Raw genomic sequence first — 17136 nt, 5'->3', positions numbered from 1 at the left:
TTGCCTTGATTTCTATTTTTGCTTGGGGCGCTGTCCATGTTTTATCTGTTTGGCACCATCCCAGAGCCTCAACAAAAAGGGGGACAACGACCAGCAGTACCCGAACCAGGGAATTTGCCAGCTTCGGGGTAAAACTTTCCCAAGATAAGCAAACTAGATAGGGTCGCATTTTCCATTTTTAGCATCTCGTTTCTGCAGCTCAACAATTGATTCAGTGAGCGAGAAGTCCGGATTGTCTTGTCGGAACTGCTTGATTGCAGACGCTGAGGGGATGGGTAGGCTCGAATCGATTTCTTGGGCCTTCGAGAGGTTTCTGTTTGGCTTTAGTCCCCACACTCCGATGATTGCGAGAACAAGCGCTAAGACGAACTGCCCCGTAACGATGGCCACTACTGCCGCCCCAATTGACAAACAAGACCCTATGTACTCTAGTTTTTCGAGCATATCTTCCTCTTGTGCAACTATTGCTACATGCGTGCGCTAGTCGAAGCACTTTTCCTGCACGCCAGCGATTCCTACGAGCTCCGCCGCGAGTGCACCGACAGCTCCACCGAGAGCTTGCAGCTTCTCGTAGCTGAAGCTCGCCCCCCACATGACGCGAACGGCTTCCGCCACTCCTCCAAGTTCTTTGATATAGCGCTTTATCTTGAGAAGTTTGGCGGCTCCAACCAAATTACCTGCGATCATCCCCGTAATTGCCCCAGTACACCCAAGAACACTGGCGTAAGTAGTTACCCCCGGTGTCCCTGTCACAAGGTTTTGCTGGACCCATGTTTGAGTAGCAGCATCGCCTTGAAGGAGGACTTCATCTGGAATAGACATGATGGTTTTCAGGTCGGCTTCCATTTGCTGTGCCTGTTCGGCAAATGCAGGGTCAAATTCAGTGCTGGTGCCCGCTGCATGCTTCGTGGAAATCCCTTTACCATTGCTCTTTTGAGTGCTGATAGAGGGGGCGTCGGTGGGTGACGGAGTAGCGTACGCGGCTGACACTGACGCGACCGAGCATGCAATGGTCAGCGTGACTGCCCCTGCGAGGACACGATTACGGTGAAAAAACATAGTACCTCTCTAGTGGTGGACTGGATTGGAGACACTTTTGAAACTAACCGCCTACCTGCAGAAAGGGCAATAGTTCAGATCACTTCTGGAACTTTAGTATCCACAGTGGTTCCAAAGGTTGCACTCCTTTTTGGAGCGCCTTAATCTTTTCGGCTCAAAAACAACTTGACGCTGTCGCCGTTGGCGCCCCAGGGAGTGGTGGGAAATAGATCAGTGGTTAAAGAATTCGCCCAGAACCACCCGAGCGACAGCATCCACGCATCCATCTTCCCTTTGCCTACCCGTGGTTGGCGCATCGCCACCGGCGTGCCGGCAACCGACCTCGCTAATTCGCGCGCTTGTTCGATAATTTCCCGCTGCTCATCAGAGGTGAAAAACGCAGGTAGATGCACCACCCCAGGCATCACCTGGTGTGGCTTGCGCGGGATCACGGTGGCGTCGAAAAGCATCTGCCCAACATACCGTGTCGTGGCCGTTTTATATGATCTTCAAAATAGCCACCCAGGATGTTCGAACACCTGAACTCTTTATTCTTCATTATTCCGTTATACCCCCTTGCGTATCGCTTGTTTGTTCGATACTATAGCACCATAGACGAAAGGGGGGACCATGACAACGGCAACCGCACCACCGAAAATTTTCCGCAGTCAGCGACCAGATGATCCAGACAGCCGAAACGCTCAAATGATTCGCGATATTTACTGGACAATGTTCGGCGAGTACGCATATCCGGGCCTCGAGGTGGATGATTTCGACCTCACTGTTGAGAAGGTGCAATCGGCCACCAGTTGGAACAAGGGGTTTGTAAAGAACGCGATCCTCGGACATGCAGTCCTACAAGAACTTCCACGGCTTCGCGCGCTACAGAGCAACACACGGGTGATGGACATCGGCCACCTGACCGCTACATATACCGCGATCGAGGAGCTCGGCCCAGATCCAGACGAGGAAGCACTCGCGCTTATCGACGAGATCCTGGTTGACACCTTCACCCCCAAGCGCAACAACCAGCAGGTTCCGCAACGCAAGACGGTCACCGACCGCATCCGCGCTGCAATTAAACGCCTGGACAAGTCGCGCGGGTACAACGCAAAGAAGCGCGATGAACGCGAAAAGGACACTAGCGACACGTTCCGGATCGACTGCTTCTCATTCGGTGGAGAGGACCGCGCGTCGATAGAGATATTCACCAACCCAATCGCCGCAGGTCGCGTCGGCGCAAGTGTGAAGGCTGTCGCCCGCGAACATGGCATCAGCATGCCCGAAGCCGCTTTGAAGTTGCTGTGTGGTGAAATCGCCGGCACATCCGTCACACCGGTGCTCAACGTGTACAGCCCGAAAGACCGCGAGGAAGGCGACCCGGTTTTTCTGCCAGGTTTGGGTTGGACCGATGCTGAAACCACCGCAGCCTTCGAAGACTGGTTGGCGTCCACCGACCACGTCGAACGCGACCTCGACGCAGCAGCCGTACAGAAACTAGGTGGCTACGCCCCGAACGAGGCGATGCGTCACGCTGTCATCGCCCGTGACGGCACCTGCATTTACCCTGGCTGTAACCGCGCCGCTCAGCAGTGCCAGCTCGACCACCGCATCCCTTACGGCGAAGGTGGCGAAACCGCAGTGGAGAACCTGTTTGCACTATGCCAGCACCACCACAATCTGAAAACGGATCGTCGCGGGTTCTACATTCCCGATCCGGTCACCGGTGACATCGTCTGGCTTTTCGAGGACGGAACATACGAAATCTGCACGCCGGAAGGCCTCCTCCACGAGCAAGTCACTCCGACGAACCCGCGGTGGAAGTCCAGCCTGGCCAACGTACGTAAAAACCGTGCCCGGGCCGCCGAGTTCTACGCCAAAGGCCACCGAATCCTGGACATTTTCGACGACACCCTCGACGAAGAAGCAGCCACCACCGCGATCGAAGAACTCGAGCAGGAATACAACATGGAATTCCCATTCGCACCCGAAATGCCGTGGGAAGAGCCACTCCCTCCAGAACCGGACGACGAGGAACCGCCGTTCCCGGACCCGGAAGACTACTACCCAGAGGAAAACCCGTTCCACGAACAACCAAAGATTGATCTGCCTTACTTCGCTCACAGATTCAGATTTGATGACCTTAAAAACCTGGTGCTTGATATCGATGGGGACAACTTTGGGCTGGCCACGTAGATCACCGCAGGTAGAACCTGTCCACCACGTCGTATTGCGGGCCGCCACTTCTGCCCTTGCCCAGGTGGGACTCGAACAGGAGGACTTCGTCGACGGCGAATTCTGGGCCGGTGTAGATGGCGAGGGCGTGGGCGTGGTCGTCGAGAAGCAATGGGTCCCGAGTTCGCGTGCCGGTGCGGGCGACGGTGAGGTGCGCGCGTTGGCGGCGGCGCGCATCTGGGTCGAGTTGGCAGTCCGCCATGAGGTCTTTCAGGGGCGCTTTGTCACCGCCGACACCGATCCACATGGTGCGGCGCTCGAAGCAACCGGCGCCGCGAAGGTGGAGCCGCAAGGGTCTAGTGAAGGCGGTGGCTTGGGAGAGATGGTCCGTGACCAGGGCAGCATCGTTGGGCTGGTTGCCGTAAAACGCCAGCGTGATGTGCCAATTGTCGGGGTCAGACCAGCGCACTTCGGTGCCGGAGAAATCCCGGATGGGGCGCAGAGCGGTGATGAGGTGTTCGCGGACTTCGTCGGGTGGGACGATCGCTGCGAAGAGGCGTCTCATGGCCCACACGCTACCCTGGATTGCCATGTTCGACCTGGCGAAAATCGGCCGCGACCTTCCGGTGTCGCAAGTCGTGGACAAGATCCCCCACCACGGTCCCCTTGTGGTGGAAGCGCCACCGGGGACGGGCAAGACGACGTTGATCCCGCCGGCGATCGCAAACATTGCAGGAAAGACGCTGGTCACGGCGCCAAGGAGGGTGGCGGTGCGGTCGGCGGCGAGGAGGCTTGCGTTTCTCGACGGCACGCCTCTCGGCACCAAAGTCGGCTACTCCATCCGCGGAGAGCACAAGGATGGCTCCGAGGTGGAGTTCGTAACCCCCGGGGTGTTGTTGAATCGCCTGCTCAAGGACCCCGGTTTGGAGGGGGTCGGTGCGGTGGTGATCGACGAGGTGCACGAGCGCCAACTGGACACGGATTTGGTGTTGGCGATGTGTATGGAGGTGGCGTTGCTTCGCGACGACCTCTACCTCACCGCCATGTCCGCCACCCTGGACGCACAGAAGTTTGCCGACCATATGGGCGCGCAGGTCCTGTCCACGGAAGCGGTGACGCACCCACTGGACATCACCTATGCGCCCCATCCGGACAGGATCCGGGGAACGCGCGAGTTCTACAAACACGTGGCGCAACAGACGCACGGCACGGAGCGGACCTTGGTATTTGTGCCGGGTGTGCGCGAGGTGGATTTGGTGTGCGGGTTCCTGGACGATGCGGTCCCCCTCCATGGGAGGCAGAGCAGCAAGGAGCAGGATGAGGCGCTAAATGGGCCGGCGAGGGTGGTTGTGGCGACGTCGGTGGCGGAGTCGTCGATAACTGTGCCGGGCGTGCGCAAGGTGGTGGACGCCGGACTGTCCAGGGTGCCCAAGAGAGATAACAGGGGCATGACTGGCCTGGTTACGGTGTCGGAGGCGAAGACGAGTGCGGATCAGCGTGCGGGTCGTGCGGGCAGGCTCGGGCTGGGTGAGGTTGTGCGGGTGTTTTCGCGCGACGATTACGCCAACTTCCAGGCGGACATCACACCCGAGATCCTCACGGCGGATCTGACGGGTGCGTTGCTGACTATGAAGGCGTGGGCGTCGCCGGACCTGCCGCTGTTGGATCAGCCGAAGGACTACACGGAGGCGGAGCAGAATCTGGAGGCGATTGGGGCGCTAAGCAACGGGAAGATCACCAGCTTTGGCAAGAGGTTGGCCAGTTTCCCGCTGGATCCGCGGCTGGGCGCGGCACTGTTGACGTTCGGTTCGCAGGCGGCGGGCACGATCGCGCGGCTTGCTGGTGAGGTGGATACGAAGCGGCTGCGCAGGCTTGTCGACGACAAAGGCCCGGCGGACCCCGGCGAGGTGATTGCGGCGGCGTTTCCGCAATGGATTGCGAAGAAGGTCGGCGAGGGCGAGTACCTGTTGGCGTCGGGCACGCGCGCGAAGTTCAACTCGCATAGTGAGTGGATCGCGGCAGCGGAGATCCAGCGCACACCGACACAGGTGATCATCCGAGATGCCGAACCGATCGCGTTTCCGCAGGACAGAGTGGTCGAGACCAAGAGAGCAATGCTTGTCGACGACAAGGTACGCGGCCGGCTCGTCACCTCCGTCGGTGCGATTGAGCTCTCCTCCACCCCGATCAAACTGGACCCGGACGAGGCAGCGGAAGCGCTCACCCACCTGCGGTTTGAGGACTTCCCGCTCACCGACAAGGAGCAGCACCTGAAGGAACGGCTGGACTTCCTGCACGCCACCCTTGGGTGGCCGGATGTGAGCGAAGGGGACTATTCGGTTGAGGTTTCCGAGGTGGCGAGGGGGTCGTCGATAGGCAATTGCGATATGCGGGCGGCGATGTTGCGGCAACTGGATTGGAAGCAGGTTGCGGAGTTGGACCAGGTGGCGCCGAAGGAGTTTGAGTATGCGTCTGGCAGGCCGGTGAAGCGGGTGAAACTGCAGCACATGTTTGGCAAAAACGGCCAAACAGTCGCGGGTGTGAAGGTGCTGTACCACCTGCTGTCGCCTGCGGGTAGGCCGCTGGCGGTGACGGATGACCTGGACAGTTTTTGGGCGGGGCCGTACCAGCAGGTGCGCAAGGAGATGCGGGGCCGCTACCCCAAGCATGCGTGGCCGGAGGACCCTACTTCACACACTGGGAAATAATCGCGCCTGCGCCGGCGAGGCCTGCGACGGCGAGGATGGCGGCGATGCCGAGGTCAACGTCGCGGGAGTTGAGGTCCCGAAGTTTCAGATCGACGCTCAGGGCGTTCTCGACGACCAGGTTGAGGTCGTTCTGACGCGCGACCAGCGGCAGGCTCATCTGGGAAGCGAACCCAAGCGGCAGCAGCACGAGCAGTGGCAGGCCGACGCCGATGGCGGTAGCGGAGCACTTCGGGGAGACCTCGGGGGCGTATTCGACGAGTGCGTCGAGGATCGCGCCTTCCTGGTTGAGGTCGGTCGAAGCGTCCTTGCTGATGGTGACGCGGACGGGGAAGACTCGCTCGGTCTCGTCGGCAAGCACTGCGCGGACGGGCCACTCGTACACACCGGGGGTAACCCCCTCCCCCGGCGTGAGGTGGATGGAACCGTCGGGGTTCAAGGTTGCCCAACGCGGTAAGTCTTCGGCTTCGTACCAGGCTTCGCCGATGGGCAGGGGTGCCTCGATGGTGGCGGTCAGGCCCGGCACGACTGCTGTTTGTTTGTATCCGTCATCGGCATACGCTGGGGAAACGGTTGCCAACGACAGTGCAATGGCACATGTCATTGCCGCAATTTTCTTGCGCATTTGCCGCCTCCCTCAGTTGTTTATGCTTTAAACGTTCTGTATCGATTGATGATTGTAGTAGACAACCCCTGGGGTAGTGTTAGTCGCCATGACAAAGCGCACCGTTTCGGTCTGGACGCTGGTCTCCCTCATCATCGGATCGACCATTGGTTCCGGCATTTTCGCGCTCCCCCAAAACATCGGCTCGGTCGCGAGCCCCGGAGCGATGCTTGTTGGTTGGGCAATTGCCGGTGTCGGCATGTTGTCCATTGCTTTCGTGTTCCAGATCCTGGCGGTGAGGAAACCCCACCTGGACTCCGGCGTGTACGCCTACGTGCGCGCCGGCTTGGGTGACTTCATCGGATTTACCGCAGGTTGGGGCTACTGGCTCGGCTCGGTGATGGCCCAGGTTGGGTATGCCACCTTGTTCTTCGGCACACTGAGCCACTATGTGCCGGTGCTGCAGAACCGCTGGGTGTTGGCGCTTGCAGTCTCCGCAATGAGCTGGCTGATCCTGTGGGGGCTGACGCGCGGCCTGAAGCAGGCGGCGGTGATGAACGTGGTCACCACCGTGGCAAAACTCGTACCCATCCTGGCGTTTATTGTGCTGGTGGCGTTCCTAGGGTTCTCGTGGGACCGCTTCACCACCGACTTCTGGGGCAACGCCAACAGCGCACCGTTTAGCGCTCAGTTGAAGGGCATCATGCTGTACACGGTGTGGGTGTTCATCGGTATCGAGGGCGCGTCGGTGTACTCCAAGCAGGCTCGCCGCCGCAGCGATGTGGGCCGTGCGACCATCATCGGCTTCCTGTCGGTGTTGGCCCTGCTCGTGGCGGTGTCCACCCTGTCCTACGGTGTGCTCAGCCAGGAAGAGTTGGCGGCGCTGCCGGACAACTCGATGGGTGCCGTGCTTGAGGCAGTTGTCGGCCCGTGGGGTGGCGCGCTGGTCTCTATCGGTCTGTGCTTGTCGGTGCTGGGTGCGTACGTGTCGTGGCAAATGCTGTGCGCCGAGCCGATTGTGATGATGGCCCGCGATGGGTTGTTGCCCAAGCGATTGGCGACGACCAAGAACGCCCAGGTTCTGTCCACCATCGTGATCCAGTTGTTCGTGGTCGTGTTCTTTGTCTCGGCGGCGTCGTACAACGGCATGGTGCAGTTGGCCACGATCATGTACCTGCTGCCCTACATCTTCTCCTCTATCTACCTGGTGCTCATCGCGCGTGATCATCACGTTCACCTGGTGGTGGGGTTGATCGGTTCGGTGTACTCACTATGGCTGATTTACGCGGCGGACCCGGTATACGTGCTGTTGGGCGCGCTGGCGGTGGTGCCGGGCATGGTGCCGTACGTGGCTACCCGGCGCGCCAACAACGAGCGTTCCTTCAACACCTTTGAGTGGTTCGTTGTGGCGTTGGTGCTGGTCGGCGCGGTTGCGGCCATTTATGGCCTAGCCAATGGCTCCCTGGTCCTTGAGTAGTTTCACGCACAGCACCACCACGAGGATGAGCAGGGCGACGCGCACCAGTTTGGAGCCGCCCTTGAGCACCGTTCTCGTGCCGATCTGCGCGCCGATCACGTTGGCCACCGCCAAGATCAGCGCCAGTTTCCAATCGATGTAGCCACCCACGCCAAAGACAATCAGCGCGCCGAGATTCGTGGCGGTGTTGACCACTTTGGCCATCGCCGCCGACTGGAGAAACTGCTGCGTGAAAATGGCGGTGAACGCCATGATCAAAAACATGCCAGTGCCCGGGCCGAAGATGCCGTCGTAGGCGCCGATCAGTGCGGCGGCTGCGATTCCCAGAGCAATTCTTATCGACGACACCCTTCTCTTACCGGTCGTCCCAAACGTGGGTTTGACCGCCACGAAGATGCCGACGGCGATCAGGAGGGTGATGATGATCGGGTTGGCGATGGAGTCGTCGATAAGCGAAACTGCAGTCGCTCCAAGCGCGGCGGAAATGCCTGCGATGAGGGCATAAATCCACGTGAACTTGGGCACCCCAACGCGACGCACGAGCGACACTGCGGCCGATGCGGTGCCACTGATCGCTGCGACCTTGTTGGTGGCGAGCACGGATGCGGCGGGCATGCCGGTCGTCGCCATGAGTATCGGGATGAGCACGAGGCCGCCGCCGCCGATCACCGCATCGATCCAACCGGCGAACGCTGAGGCAGCGATAAGGAAGGCGAGCATACGACTACTATGCACCACATGAACCGTTGGATCGTCGCTGCCCCGCTGTCGGTGCTGTGCGGTCTCGTGTTCACCTACCTTCACGTGCCGGCCGCATGGATTCTCGCCGGCATCGTTGGTGCAGGAACGGTCGCGATTGTCACTGAGCGTGACCTGCGGATCAACGAACACCTGTTCACCCTCGCCCGCGGTGTGATTGGCGTGGTGGCGGCGCTGCCGCTGGTAGGTATTCCACCGGGTGATTTGCTGCCGTTCTTGGTCCCTGGCCTCATCGCGGCGGTGTTGGTGATTGCGGTGGCGTTCTTCGGTGGTTTGGTGTTGGCGAACCATGGCGTTTCCAGGAAGACGGGAGTGCTGTCGCTGCTGCCTGGTGGGGCGTCGCTGATGCCGGCGCTCGCGCGAGACCTAGGGGCGGACATGCGCTACGTCAGCCTGAGCCAGTACCTGCGGTTGCTGACGGTGTCGATAACACTGCCAGTGGTGGTGTCATTTTTGGATGCGCCCGCCGCCGGCGAAGTCATGCACCTCAAGCCCTATTGGTGGATGTGGTTGCTGGTGCCGGCACTGATCGGGGTGGGAATTCCACTCGGCAAGGTTTCTCGGCTGCCCAACCCGTCCATTTTCGGGCCGATGCTGGTCACGGTACTGGTTGGGTCGTTCGCGGACTTCACCATTGTTCCCCCGGAACCACTGAGCATTACGGCATTCCTAGCGCTTGGCTGGATGTGCGGCGGCGGCCTGTCCGTGCCGGCGTTGAAGGCGTTTTCCAAACTGCTGCCGGCGACGATGGCCTACATCGTCGGTCTCATGGTGTTCTGTGCGGGCATCGGGTGGGTAGTAGCCAAGTGGCTGGGTCTGACCCTCTACGAGGGCTACCTCGCCACCACACCCGGCGCGCTCGAGACCGCGCTCGCCCTATCCGCAGAAGGCGGGGCCGGACCCGCCGTGGTAGCACTGCAGCTCATCCGGCTGATCTGCGTGTTGATCTTCGCCGGGTTCGTCCCCCGAATCCTGAAACGAATCGAGCGAGACGACTAGTGCAGGATCGCGTGGGCCAGGATATCCATCGGCATTGAGCCCAGGCTCAGCGCCTTCGTGTGGAACTCGTCCTGGGTCATGCCGCGGCTGAGAGCCTGGTCGCGCAGGTCGATCCAGTCCTTGAAACCCAGGGCATACGACGGGGCTTGGCCCGGCCAGCCCATGTAACGGTCCAGCTCGAAGACCAGGTTGGCTTCCGCCATGGCGGTGTTGTCGCGCAGGAAGGCCTTGGCGTACTGGGCGTCCCACACGCCGGTGCCTTCCGGGGTGGTCTTCTTCAGGTGTACGCCGATGTCCACCATCACGCGCGCGAGGCGCAGACGCATGGAGTCGAGCAGACCCATGCGGTAGCCGAGGTCTTCGCGGTAGCCGTCCATGAGGTGCTCGGCGTAGAGCGCCCAACCTTCGCCGTGGGCGGAGTTCCAGCAGACGGAGCGTCGCCAAATGTTCAGTTCACCGCGGTTGAGCAGGGCGTAGGCGTGCTGCAGGTGGTGGCCCGGGATGCCCTCGTGGAACACGGTGGTCAACTCCTGCCAGGTGTGGAACGTCTCCTGGCCTTCTGGGACGGACCACCACATGGTGCCGGGGCGGATCATGTCGTCGCTTGGCGGGGTGTAGAAGATACCGCCGGAGCCGGCGCGGTCGATGGCGCACTCCACCGGGGGCATGCCCTCGGGGATCGGGAACACGTTGGCCACGTCTTCGTTGACGCTGTTCATCCAGGCGAGGAGGTTGTCGGTGCCGTGGATGGTGTAACGTTCGTCCTGGTTCAGGTGGCGGTATGCGGCGGCGACGGAGTCGTCGTCGTAAAGCTTGCGCGCGATCTGCTTCTGCTTATCGACGGTGCGCTTCAGTTCCTCCTGCGCCCAGGCGTAGCCCTCGTCGAGGTCCACATTGCGGCCGTGGAAAAGTTCGGCGAACAGTTCGTAGCGCTCGCGGCCCACGGCATCGTCGTGGGGCGACTTGGGTCCGAGTTCGGTGGAGAGCCAGTCGGCCATCTGTGTGAACGAGGCCTTCGCCTCTTCGACGATCTTGGACTCCGGCGGGAGGCCCAGTTCGTCGAGTTGGGAGTCGCTTTCGCCCAGCGCCTCGCACTGGTTGATCACGGTGTCAATCTGGCGGTGGGATGCCACATCGCCGGCAGAGGCAGCCTCTGCCAGGGATTCGCGGTAGCCGGCGAGCGCTGCCGGGATGCGCGACATGCGAGAGGCGATGGCGTCGAAGTCCTGCTCCGTCACGCGCGGCATCAGCGCGAACGAGTCGCGGATCTCCTGAATCGGTGAGGCAATGTTGTTCAGCTGGCGCAGGAGCTCGCCGCGGTGGTGAAGCTCGAGCTTCATACACAGGCGGTCGCGCAGGATGGCGGCTGTGAGGTTGTCTACGTCGTCGAAGTCGTCTTCGTCGTCGGAGTCATCGGTGGAGTCGTTCAACGCGTCAACGTCGGCGATGAGGTCGCGCATGCGGTCTGCGACCCGGTCCCAGTACTCGGGGGAAAAGTCCTGCAATTCGCCGTCGTGGCCATCGATGCCAATTTGGGTTGCCAGCGTGGGAGAGATGGCTGCGAGGTCGTAAACGAAATCCTCGCAGGTGGCGTCGAGAAGCGACGGCTCGCGCATGGGTTGGCTCATGCTGGGCGATTGTATAGGAGCTGGCCAAATGGACAATTCGTCGCACCATCCAGTAAATATATTCATTATGGCTTGGGCTTCGTTTTCTCGTCCACGTACCCCCGCGGCGAAATGCCTGCACCTCATTCGCCTGCAGGAACTCACCTCCCGCAGCGAGCTCGTCCGCGCGACCGGCCTGTCTCAGCCCACTGTCACCCGCGCAATCGCGGCGCTTGTCGACGCCGGATACGTCACCGAACGCAACGACCTCACCCAATCCCAAGGCCGTGGACGGCCCACCATCCCCCTCGAACTCGCCGAAACCACCGAAACGCACGCGGGTGTGTCCGTGGGCACCGACTCCACCTACATCGCCCTGTTCGACCTCAAGGGCCGCACCCTGCGCAGCGTGGACGTGGACCTGCCGGTCTCGCGTATGAGCGAGGACGACTTCATCCAGCACATCATGGCCGGCCTGAACAAACTGACCACCAGCGTCGGCCGCCCGCTCGCCACCGTGGGCGTGACCACATCCGGCACGGTGCGCGGCAGCGGCGACGTCTACGCCCCCAACCTCGGCTGGGACGGGGTAAACATCGGCGATCAGATGCGCGAGCAGTTCTCCGTGCCGGTGCAGGTCACCTCGATTTCCAGCGCGATTGTCGGCTCTGAGATGCAATCCACCGCAGACCTGGACACCCCGTCGGTCATGGCGCTGTTTGCCGACGACTCCCTCGCCTGCGCCATCTCCAGCCCCGAAGGGGTCAACCCCATCGAGGTCGAGCAGGGCGAGCTGACCACCCAGGGCCTGCTGGACGCCATCGATGTGCCCACGATCCGCACCCTGCGCCAGGCGGTGGAGGACGCCGGGGAGGCAACCCGTTCCGCGCTCGACAACCGCGCCCGCGGCCTTGGCACGCTCGTGGCTGGGCTGTGCTCCGACCACTGCCCCAACACCGTGGTTGTTGCTGGCAGTGCGTTTATCGACGACCCCCTCGCCTCCGCCCCCTTCGCCCGCACCGTCCGCGAACATACCTCCGGCCCTATCGATCTGCGCCTGATCCCTAGCCACAAGGATGTGGTGCGCGACATCGCCCGCGCCGTGGCGTTGGATTACGTGCTTCGCGAGCCCCTGGCGGTTGCGGGGGCGTAATGCGCAAGGTCGCCTGGGTTGCCGTGCTACTGCTGGCCGGCTGTTCCACAGAAGTTCCGGTTGAGCCGTTGCAGACCGAGGCAGTACCGACGCAGACGCAGGAGCAGTATGAGGGCCTTGAGGGGGTCGTCGCAAAGATTGAGGAGGCGACAAACACCGAGGTGGGCGTCGCTCTTTACGACGGCACCACCCTCACCAAAGCCGGCTCCCTGGACACCCTGCCGGCCTGGTCCACCATCAAAATCCCCATCGCACGCGCCGCCGAACGGCACTGCGAATACGACCACGCCACCATCGCGGACTTCACCCAGGCCTCCATCGAATGGTCCGACAACGACTCCGCCCGCGCCCTATGGGACTGCATGGGCGACGACCTCGAAGCCGCCAAACTCGTCGGCGAGGAAATCGAAAAAGCCGGGCCGCACGTCAACGTGCGCAGCGCGTTTGGCACCACCAGCTGGACGTTCGCCGACCAGGCGAAATATGCCCACTACTTAAGCACCCGCGACCAATCCCAACCCGTCCTGGCGGACATGCGCAACATCACCGAAGACCAGGCCTACGGGCTCGGCCAGTTGGGGGTTCCGTTCAAAGGCGGCTGGTCAGACGTGAAGGAAGACGGCTCCTGGCACACCCGCCAACTCGGCTGGATCAAACACGTTGGGGTAGCCATCGGCGCGCGCAGCGCCGACGGCAGCTACGAGGACACCATGGATGCCCTCGACCAAGTCGCCGAGGCTATCGCCCCATAAACTTATCGGCGATCGGGCGCAGGTACGGCTCGATGAACTTCACAATCGCGGCCAGGATCGACAGCACCGTCAACACAATGCCCACGGTCCGGCGCACGTCGTCCGGCGACTTATCGCCGACACCCGCGAAGACCAACTTCTTCGGCGTGGTGTTCGGGGTTTCGTTGCCATCCGCCGGACGGTGCAGAACCACCTTCTGGGAACCCTGCGGCATGGATTCCACGTCGGTCGGCTTGTATCCCACCACCGCAGCCGATGCCTCGCCCTCAGCGGTGACCGCACCGGCGAAACCGACACGAGTCACGGTGGGGTTCAGGAACGTGTGCAGGTGGCCGGTCATGCTGTTCTTGTCGTCGGACCACTTGCCGTTCAGACGCTTCAGGTCCGCCAGCTCGCCATAGCCCCACCCCTGCATGGCGCGGCTCATGTTAGCCGTGCTGTGCAGGTTCGCGCCCCAGCCTCCTTTGCCGCCGATGGTGGCGGTGTCCTCCGGGCCGCAGTTGTCCGTACACGTTGCGTTGAACGGGCGGACGTGCGCGAACTTCTTCGCCGCCTCCACCGCACGCTGCAGCGCGATCAGGTTGTAGCCGGTGTCCAGTTGCACCGCGTTGACGTACTTCTCGCGGGTATCCAGGCCCTGTTCTGCAGCGACCGTGCGGAGCGTTTTTCCGTCGTATGGCACGTTCTGGTCCCACATGTCGCCGCGGAGCTTGCGCAGTTCACTGATGCCGGTTTCCGCATCGTTGGTCAGGTTGAACTTCGTCTCAAGCGCGATGACCTGGTCGGCCGGCTGGTTGAGTTCCACGCCGGTAACGGGGGCCGGGTCGGCGGAAGCTGCTGGGGCGAGGACGAGTGCTGTGGCTGCCGCGGTCGCTGCGGCGTATAAACGGATGCGCATAACCCGAGGGTAGCGCGTACCACGCCATAAAGAGCACTGGCACGGCAATGTAAAGGAACTGCGGGGCGCCAGGCCAGAGCACCACCGAAGCGTACGGGGCCATCAGCACCATGAGCGCCACCGAGCCGTAGCGTTCGAAGACGAACACGCCAAGCGGCACGATCCATACCCAGTGGTGGTACCAGGAAAAAGGACTAACCAGGCACGCGGTCAGGCCGATGAAGGAGACGGCGAGGGGTGCGGGGGCTCGTCGACAAGCAAGAAGCGCAAGGATGGTCACGGCGGCACACAGCGTGAGCCACAGCAGCGTCGAATCCATCCCGGCGCGGGCCAGCACTTGGCGTATGGACTGCGCCCCCGGATTCTCGTCCACCCCAATCCGTTGCGTGCTGAAGATCGCGCGCGTCCAAAAGTTCGGCGCGTCCACCACGTTCATCCCGCTCGCCGCAGTGCACACAAACGTGAACGCGGCAACGAATGTTGCTCCCCACCTGCGCTGATAGATCAACAACACGATGAAAAACGCGGGCGTGAGCTTGATCCCCGCAGCCAGGCCCGTCCCGATGCCCGGCAACCTGTTCTTCGGCAGGAAATCCAGGCACACCAGCCCCATGAGCAGCAGGTTCACCTGCCCGAAGTACAGCGTGCCCTGCACCGGCTCCGTGCACAGCACGAAAAAGGCCACCAGCGGCACCACGTGCTTCTTGCTTATCGACGACCCCCACACCACCCCGGCCAACACCACCACACTGGCCAACTTCCAGGCGACGCCGAACCACTCCTCGGTTGGCAGCCACGAAAACACCACGCCCGCAAACGGCGGATACGTAAACGGCAAGCCCGGCAACAGGTCGTGCGCATAGAGCGGCAGGTGGTCCTTCACCTGCTGCCCGCCCAGCACGTAGACGTGGAGATCACTTGGGTAGGCGGTGGAAAACGCAGTCTCCAACGGCGTAGTGATGTAACGATAAACCGCTACTGCAAGAACAATGAGCAGGAGAATCACAAGTCGAGCCCGTCCAGGATCGCATCCATGGCGTCAGCGACGTCGGTGCGCCACAGCGTGTCCACCTTCGTATCCGCACGCCCCGGCCCGCCATTGATCACAGCGGTAGGTTTGCCCTGCTTCTTCGCATCCAGAATGAACTTGTAGCCGCTCATCACCGCAAGCGACGTGCCAATCGCAACCACACCCGTCGACTCCGCCAGCCACTGATCCGCCTGTGTTCGCGTGGCCTTGGGCACGTTCTCGCCGAAGTAGACCACGCTAGGCTTCAGGCGCTCCGAACCACAGTTCGGGCACGTGATCATGCGGAAGCGCTCCACGTCCTCTTGGCGCAGTTCCACGTCGCCGTCCGGGTTGATCATCGTCCCGACCACCTCGACAGAATTGAAGTAGTTGGGGTTGGCGGCGGTGAGGAGGTCGTCGATAAGCGATCGCTCATGCAACACATTGCAGTCCAGGCACACCACATGCTCCATATCGCCATGCAACGCAATCACGTTTCGCGAGCCCGCCTGTGTGTGCAGTCCATCGACGTTTTGCGTGACAATGCCACGAATCAGGCCGGCCTGCTCGAGCTCCGCAAGCGCAAAATGCGTCCGGTTTGGCCGCGCCGCCCGCATGAACTGCATACCGACGAACGCACGCGCCCAATACCGACGCACCTGACGCGGCGAATGCGCGAACTCCTGAAACGTCATCGGACGGCCCTTGGTCAAACGGCCGGTTTCGGAGCGATAGTCGGGAATGCCCGAATCCGTCGACACACCCGCGCCCGTGATGACCAGCGTTTTTGGGTTCCTTAACTGTTCTATGACGCGTTGCTGCGCGTTCGGGGTCGGCGTTGCCGTTTCCTTGACCACCCGCTCAATCGAACGCACAGCGGACCGATGCGCCATCGCAATCGCGGGGTCGTCGAAGAAAGTTTCCATCGCCAGGCAGTGTACAAACCACCTAGGATTTCCCGCATGGGGGAATGGAAAACCGAAATCAGAACCAACCTTGTCGACGTCCGAGGGCAGACATATCTCAGCAGCGACCTGCTTCGCCTGTCCACGTCACACGCGCTGGCGCGCCGCTCGTACGACGCCTTGAAGATCCACCAGCAGCACTGGGCCCGGGCCTACTGCGCGGGCCTTGCCGTCCACGCCGCCGTGATCACCGGTCGCGCCTCCGCGTACCTCAACGACATGTGGGTCGTGAACACGCCGCTAGACCAGGTCGCGCTGGTGTTGCCGTCGGTGCCGCGGCGCTCAACATGGCCCGCCGGCGTACGCTACGTGCAACGCACACTCCCCGCCTCCCGGATCCGCCGCGGGGAAGCCATGTCCACTACGTCACCATTGCAAACCTTTCTGGACATTGCCCGCCTCGACGGCTTCACCCACGCACTCGTCGCCGCAGACTGGCTCGTCCAACGCGGTGGCTTCACACCGGCCCAGCTTCAGCACCTCGTCGAAACTGAGCCGCGCTTCCCAGGCAAACCCGCCGCCCGCCTGGCCGCGCAGCACGCGTCGACCCTGTCCGAATCCGCACCCGAGGCCTACGCGCGCGCTTTGCTCATCGAAGCCGGCATCACCGACGTCCGCGCCAACGTCACACTCACCCGGTGGAGGTACCGCGTTGACCTGCTGATTAACGGCTGGTTGGGAGTTGAGATCGATGGGCGCGTGAAGTACGACGACACCACCTTCGGCCCTGCGCACAAGGCACTTCTCGACGAGAAAACGCGCGCCGACCGCCTCGGCAACGCCGGCCATCCCCTGCTCCGGTACGCGCCGCGCTACCTGGAGGAGCACCCCGAGGAGTTCGTCGGGGCGGTGCGGGCGCGCCTCGAACTTGGCCGTTAGGTGTGCGGGGTTTTGTTCATATGCAGGGCTCGATATGCGTAAGTGCAGGTCAGCGCGTTTTCAGAAATTTCGGCCAATTTTCCGCAAAACGCCGTGACCAGGGGTTACGCATATCG

The 17136-nt window shown here is 61.8% G+C and carries 15 protein-coding genes; 7 read left to right on the top strand and 8 right to left on the bottom strand.

What is annotated here, in order from left to right; all coding sequences use genetic code 11:
- Positions 1-480: 480 nt before the first annotated feature.
- The gene (locus tag HMPREF3145_RS04115; RefSeq protein WP_083279376.1) at positions 481-1059 is read right to left on the bottom strand and encodes a hypothetical protein; all 579 of its coding nucleotides are present in this window, start codon (positions 1057-1059) and stop codon (positions 481-483) included.
- Positions 1060-1199: 140 nt separating this feature from the next.
- On the bottom strand, positions 1200-1508 hold the full coding sequence (locus HMPREF3145_RS04110; RefSeq protein ID WP_070421983.1) for an alpha-ketoglutarate-dependent dioxygenase AlkB family protein: 309 nt from the start codon (positions 1506-1508) through the stop codon (positions 1200-1202).
- A 160-nt stretch (positions 1509-1668) separates the two neighbouring features.
- Here HMPREF3145_RS04110 and HMPREF3145_RS04105 point away from each other — a divergent pair, with 160 nt between their 5' ends.
- Positions 1669-3234, top strand: coding sequence for an HNH endonuclease signature motif containing protein (locus tag HMPREF3145_RS04105; protein ID WP_141740808.1), 1566 nt, complete (start codon positions 1669-1671; stop codon positions 3232-3234).
- 1 nt (position 3235) lies between these two features.
- On the opposite strand, the gene thpR is transcribed toward HMPREF3145_RS04105, so the two are convergent.
- A complete protein-coding gene (gene thpR, locus HMPREF3145_RS04100; RefSeq protein WP_070421981.1) occupies positions 3236-3778 on the bottom strand; it encodes an RNA 2',3'-cyclic phosphodiesterase in 543 nt (180 codons plus the stop codon).
- Between the two features lie 25 nt (positions 3779-3803).
- Here thpR and HMPREF3145_RS04095 point away from each other — a divergent pair, with 25 nt between their 5' ends.
- Positions 3804-5921: an ATP-dependent RNA helicase gene (locus HMPREF3145_RS04095; RefSeq protein ID WP_070422028.1), complete on the top strand. Its 2118-nt coding sequence runs from the start codon at positions 3804-3806 to the stop codon at positions 5919-5921.
- Here the strand turns inward: HMPREF3145_RS04095 and HMPREF3145_RS04090 are convergent.
- Positions 5899-6543, bottom strand: a complete 645-nt coding sequence (locus tag HMPREF3145_RS04090) for a Rib/alpha-like domain-containing protein (RefSeq protein WP_070421980.1) — start codon at positions 6541-6543, stop codon at positions 5899-5901. The genes HMPREF3145_RS04095 and HMPREF3145_RS04090 overlap by 23 nt on opposite strands.
- 88 nt (positions 6544-6631) lie before the next feature.
- Here HMPREF3145_RS04090 and HMPREF3145_RS04085 point away from each other — a divergent pair, with 88 nt between their 5' ends.
- On the top strand, positions 6632-7999 hold the full coding sequence (locus HMPREF3145_RS04085; RefSeq protein WP_070421979.1) for a basic amino acid/polyamine antiporter: 1368 nt from the start codon (positions 6632-6634) through the stop codon (positions 7997-7999).
- Here HMPREF3145_RS04085 and HMPREF3145_RS04080 read toward each other — a convergent pair.
- Entirely contained in the window at positions 7970-8719 is a 750-nt protein-coding gene (locus HMPREF3145_RS04080; RefSeq protein ID WP_070421978.1) for a TSUP family transporter, read from the bottom strand. The two genes, HMPREF3145_RS04085 and HMPREF3145_RS04080, sit on opposite strands and share 30 nt — an antisense overlap.
- 18 nt (positions 8720-8737) lie before the next feature.
- Here HMPREF3145_RS04080 and HMPREF3145_RS04075 point away from each other — a divergent pair, with 18 nt between their 5' ends.
- A complete protein-coding gene (locus HMPREF3145_RS04075) occupies positions 8738-9757 on the top strand; it encodes an AbrB family transcriptional regulator (RefSeq protein ID WP_141740806.1) in 1020 nt (339 codons plus the stop codon).
- Here HMPREF3145_RS04075 and HMPREF3145_RS04070 read toward each other — a convergent pair.
- Positions 9754-11385 (bottom strand): DUF885 domain-containing protein, encoded by a 1632-nt coding sequence (locus HMPREF3145_RS04070; protein ID WP_246817491.1) that lies wholly within the window; start codon positions 11383-11385, stop codon positions 9754-9756. The two genes, HMPREF3145_RS04075 and HMPREF3145_RS04070, sit on opposite strands and share 4 nt — an antisense overlap.
- Positions 11386-11452: 67 nt before the next feature.
- Here HMPREF3145_RS04070 and HMPREF3145_RS04065 point away from each other — a divergent pair, with 67 nt between their 5' ends.
- Complete coding sequence (locus HMPREF3145_RS04065) at positions 11453-12517, top strand: ROK family transcriptional regulator (RefSeq protein WP_070421975.1); 1065 nt, start codon at positions 11453-11455, stop codon at positions 12515-12517.
- Entirely contained in the window at positions 12517-13269 is a 753-nt protein-coding gene (locus tag HMPREF3145_RS04060; protein WP_083279375.1) for a hypothetical protein, read from the top strand. Before HMPREF3145_RS04065 ends, HMPREF3145_RS04060 begins: the two co-directional genes overlap by 1 nt.
- Before the next feature lie 764 nt (positions 13270-14033).
- On the opposite strand, the gene HMPREF3145_RS04050 is transcribed toward HMPREF3145_RS04060, so the two are convergent.
- Entirely contained in the window at positions 14034-15173 is a 1140-nt protein-coding gene (locus HMPREF3145_RS04050; protein WP_070421973.1) for a glycosyltransferase 87 family protein, read from the bottom strand.
- The gene (locus tag HMPREF3145_RS04045; protein WP_070421972.1) at positions 15170-16102 is read right to left on the bottom strand and encodes a Sir2 family NAD-dependent protein deacetylase; all 933 of its coding nucleotides are present in this window, start codon (positions 16100-16102) and stop codon (positions 15170-15172) included. The genes HMPREF3145_RS04050 and HMPREF3145_RS04045 overlap by 4 nt, the downstream gene beginning before the upstream one ends.
- A gap of 36 nt (positions 16103-16138) precedes the next feature.
- Here HMPREF3145_RS04045 and HMPREF3145_RS04040 point away from each other — a divergent pair, with 36 nt between their 5' ends.
- The gene (locus HMPREF3145_RS04040) at positions 16139-17020 is read left to right on the top strand and encodes a hypothetical protein (RefSeq protein WP_070421971.1); all 882 of its coding nucleotides are present in this window, start codon (positions 16139-16141) and stop codon (positions 17018-17020) included.
- The last annotated feature ends 116 nt before the right edge of the window (positions 17021-17136 follow it).

It is taken from the genome of Corynebacterium sp. HMSC05C01 (assembly GCF_001807155.1).
GTDB classification, from domain to species: Bacteria; Actinomycetota; Actinomycetes; order Mycobacteriales; family Mycobacteriaceae; genus Corynebacterium; species Corynebacterium coyleae.
This window is presented reverse-complemented; position numbering and strand designations above follow the sequence as displayed.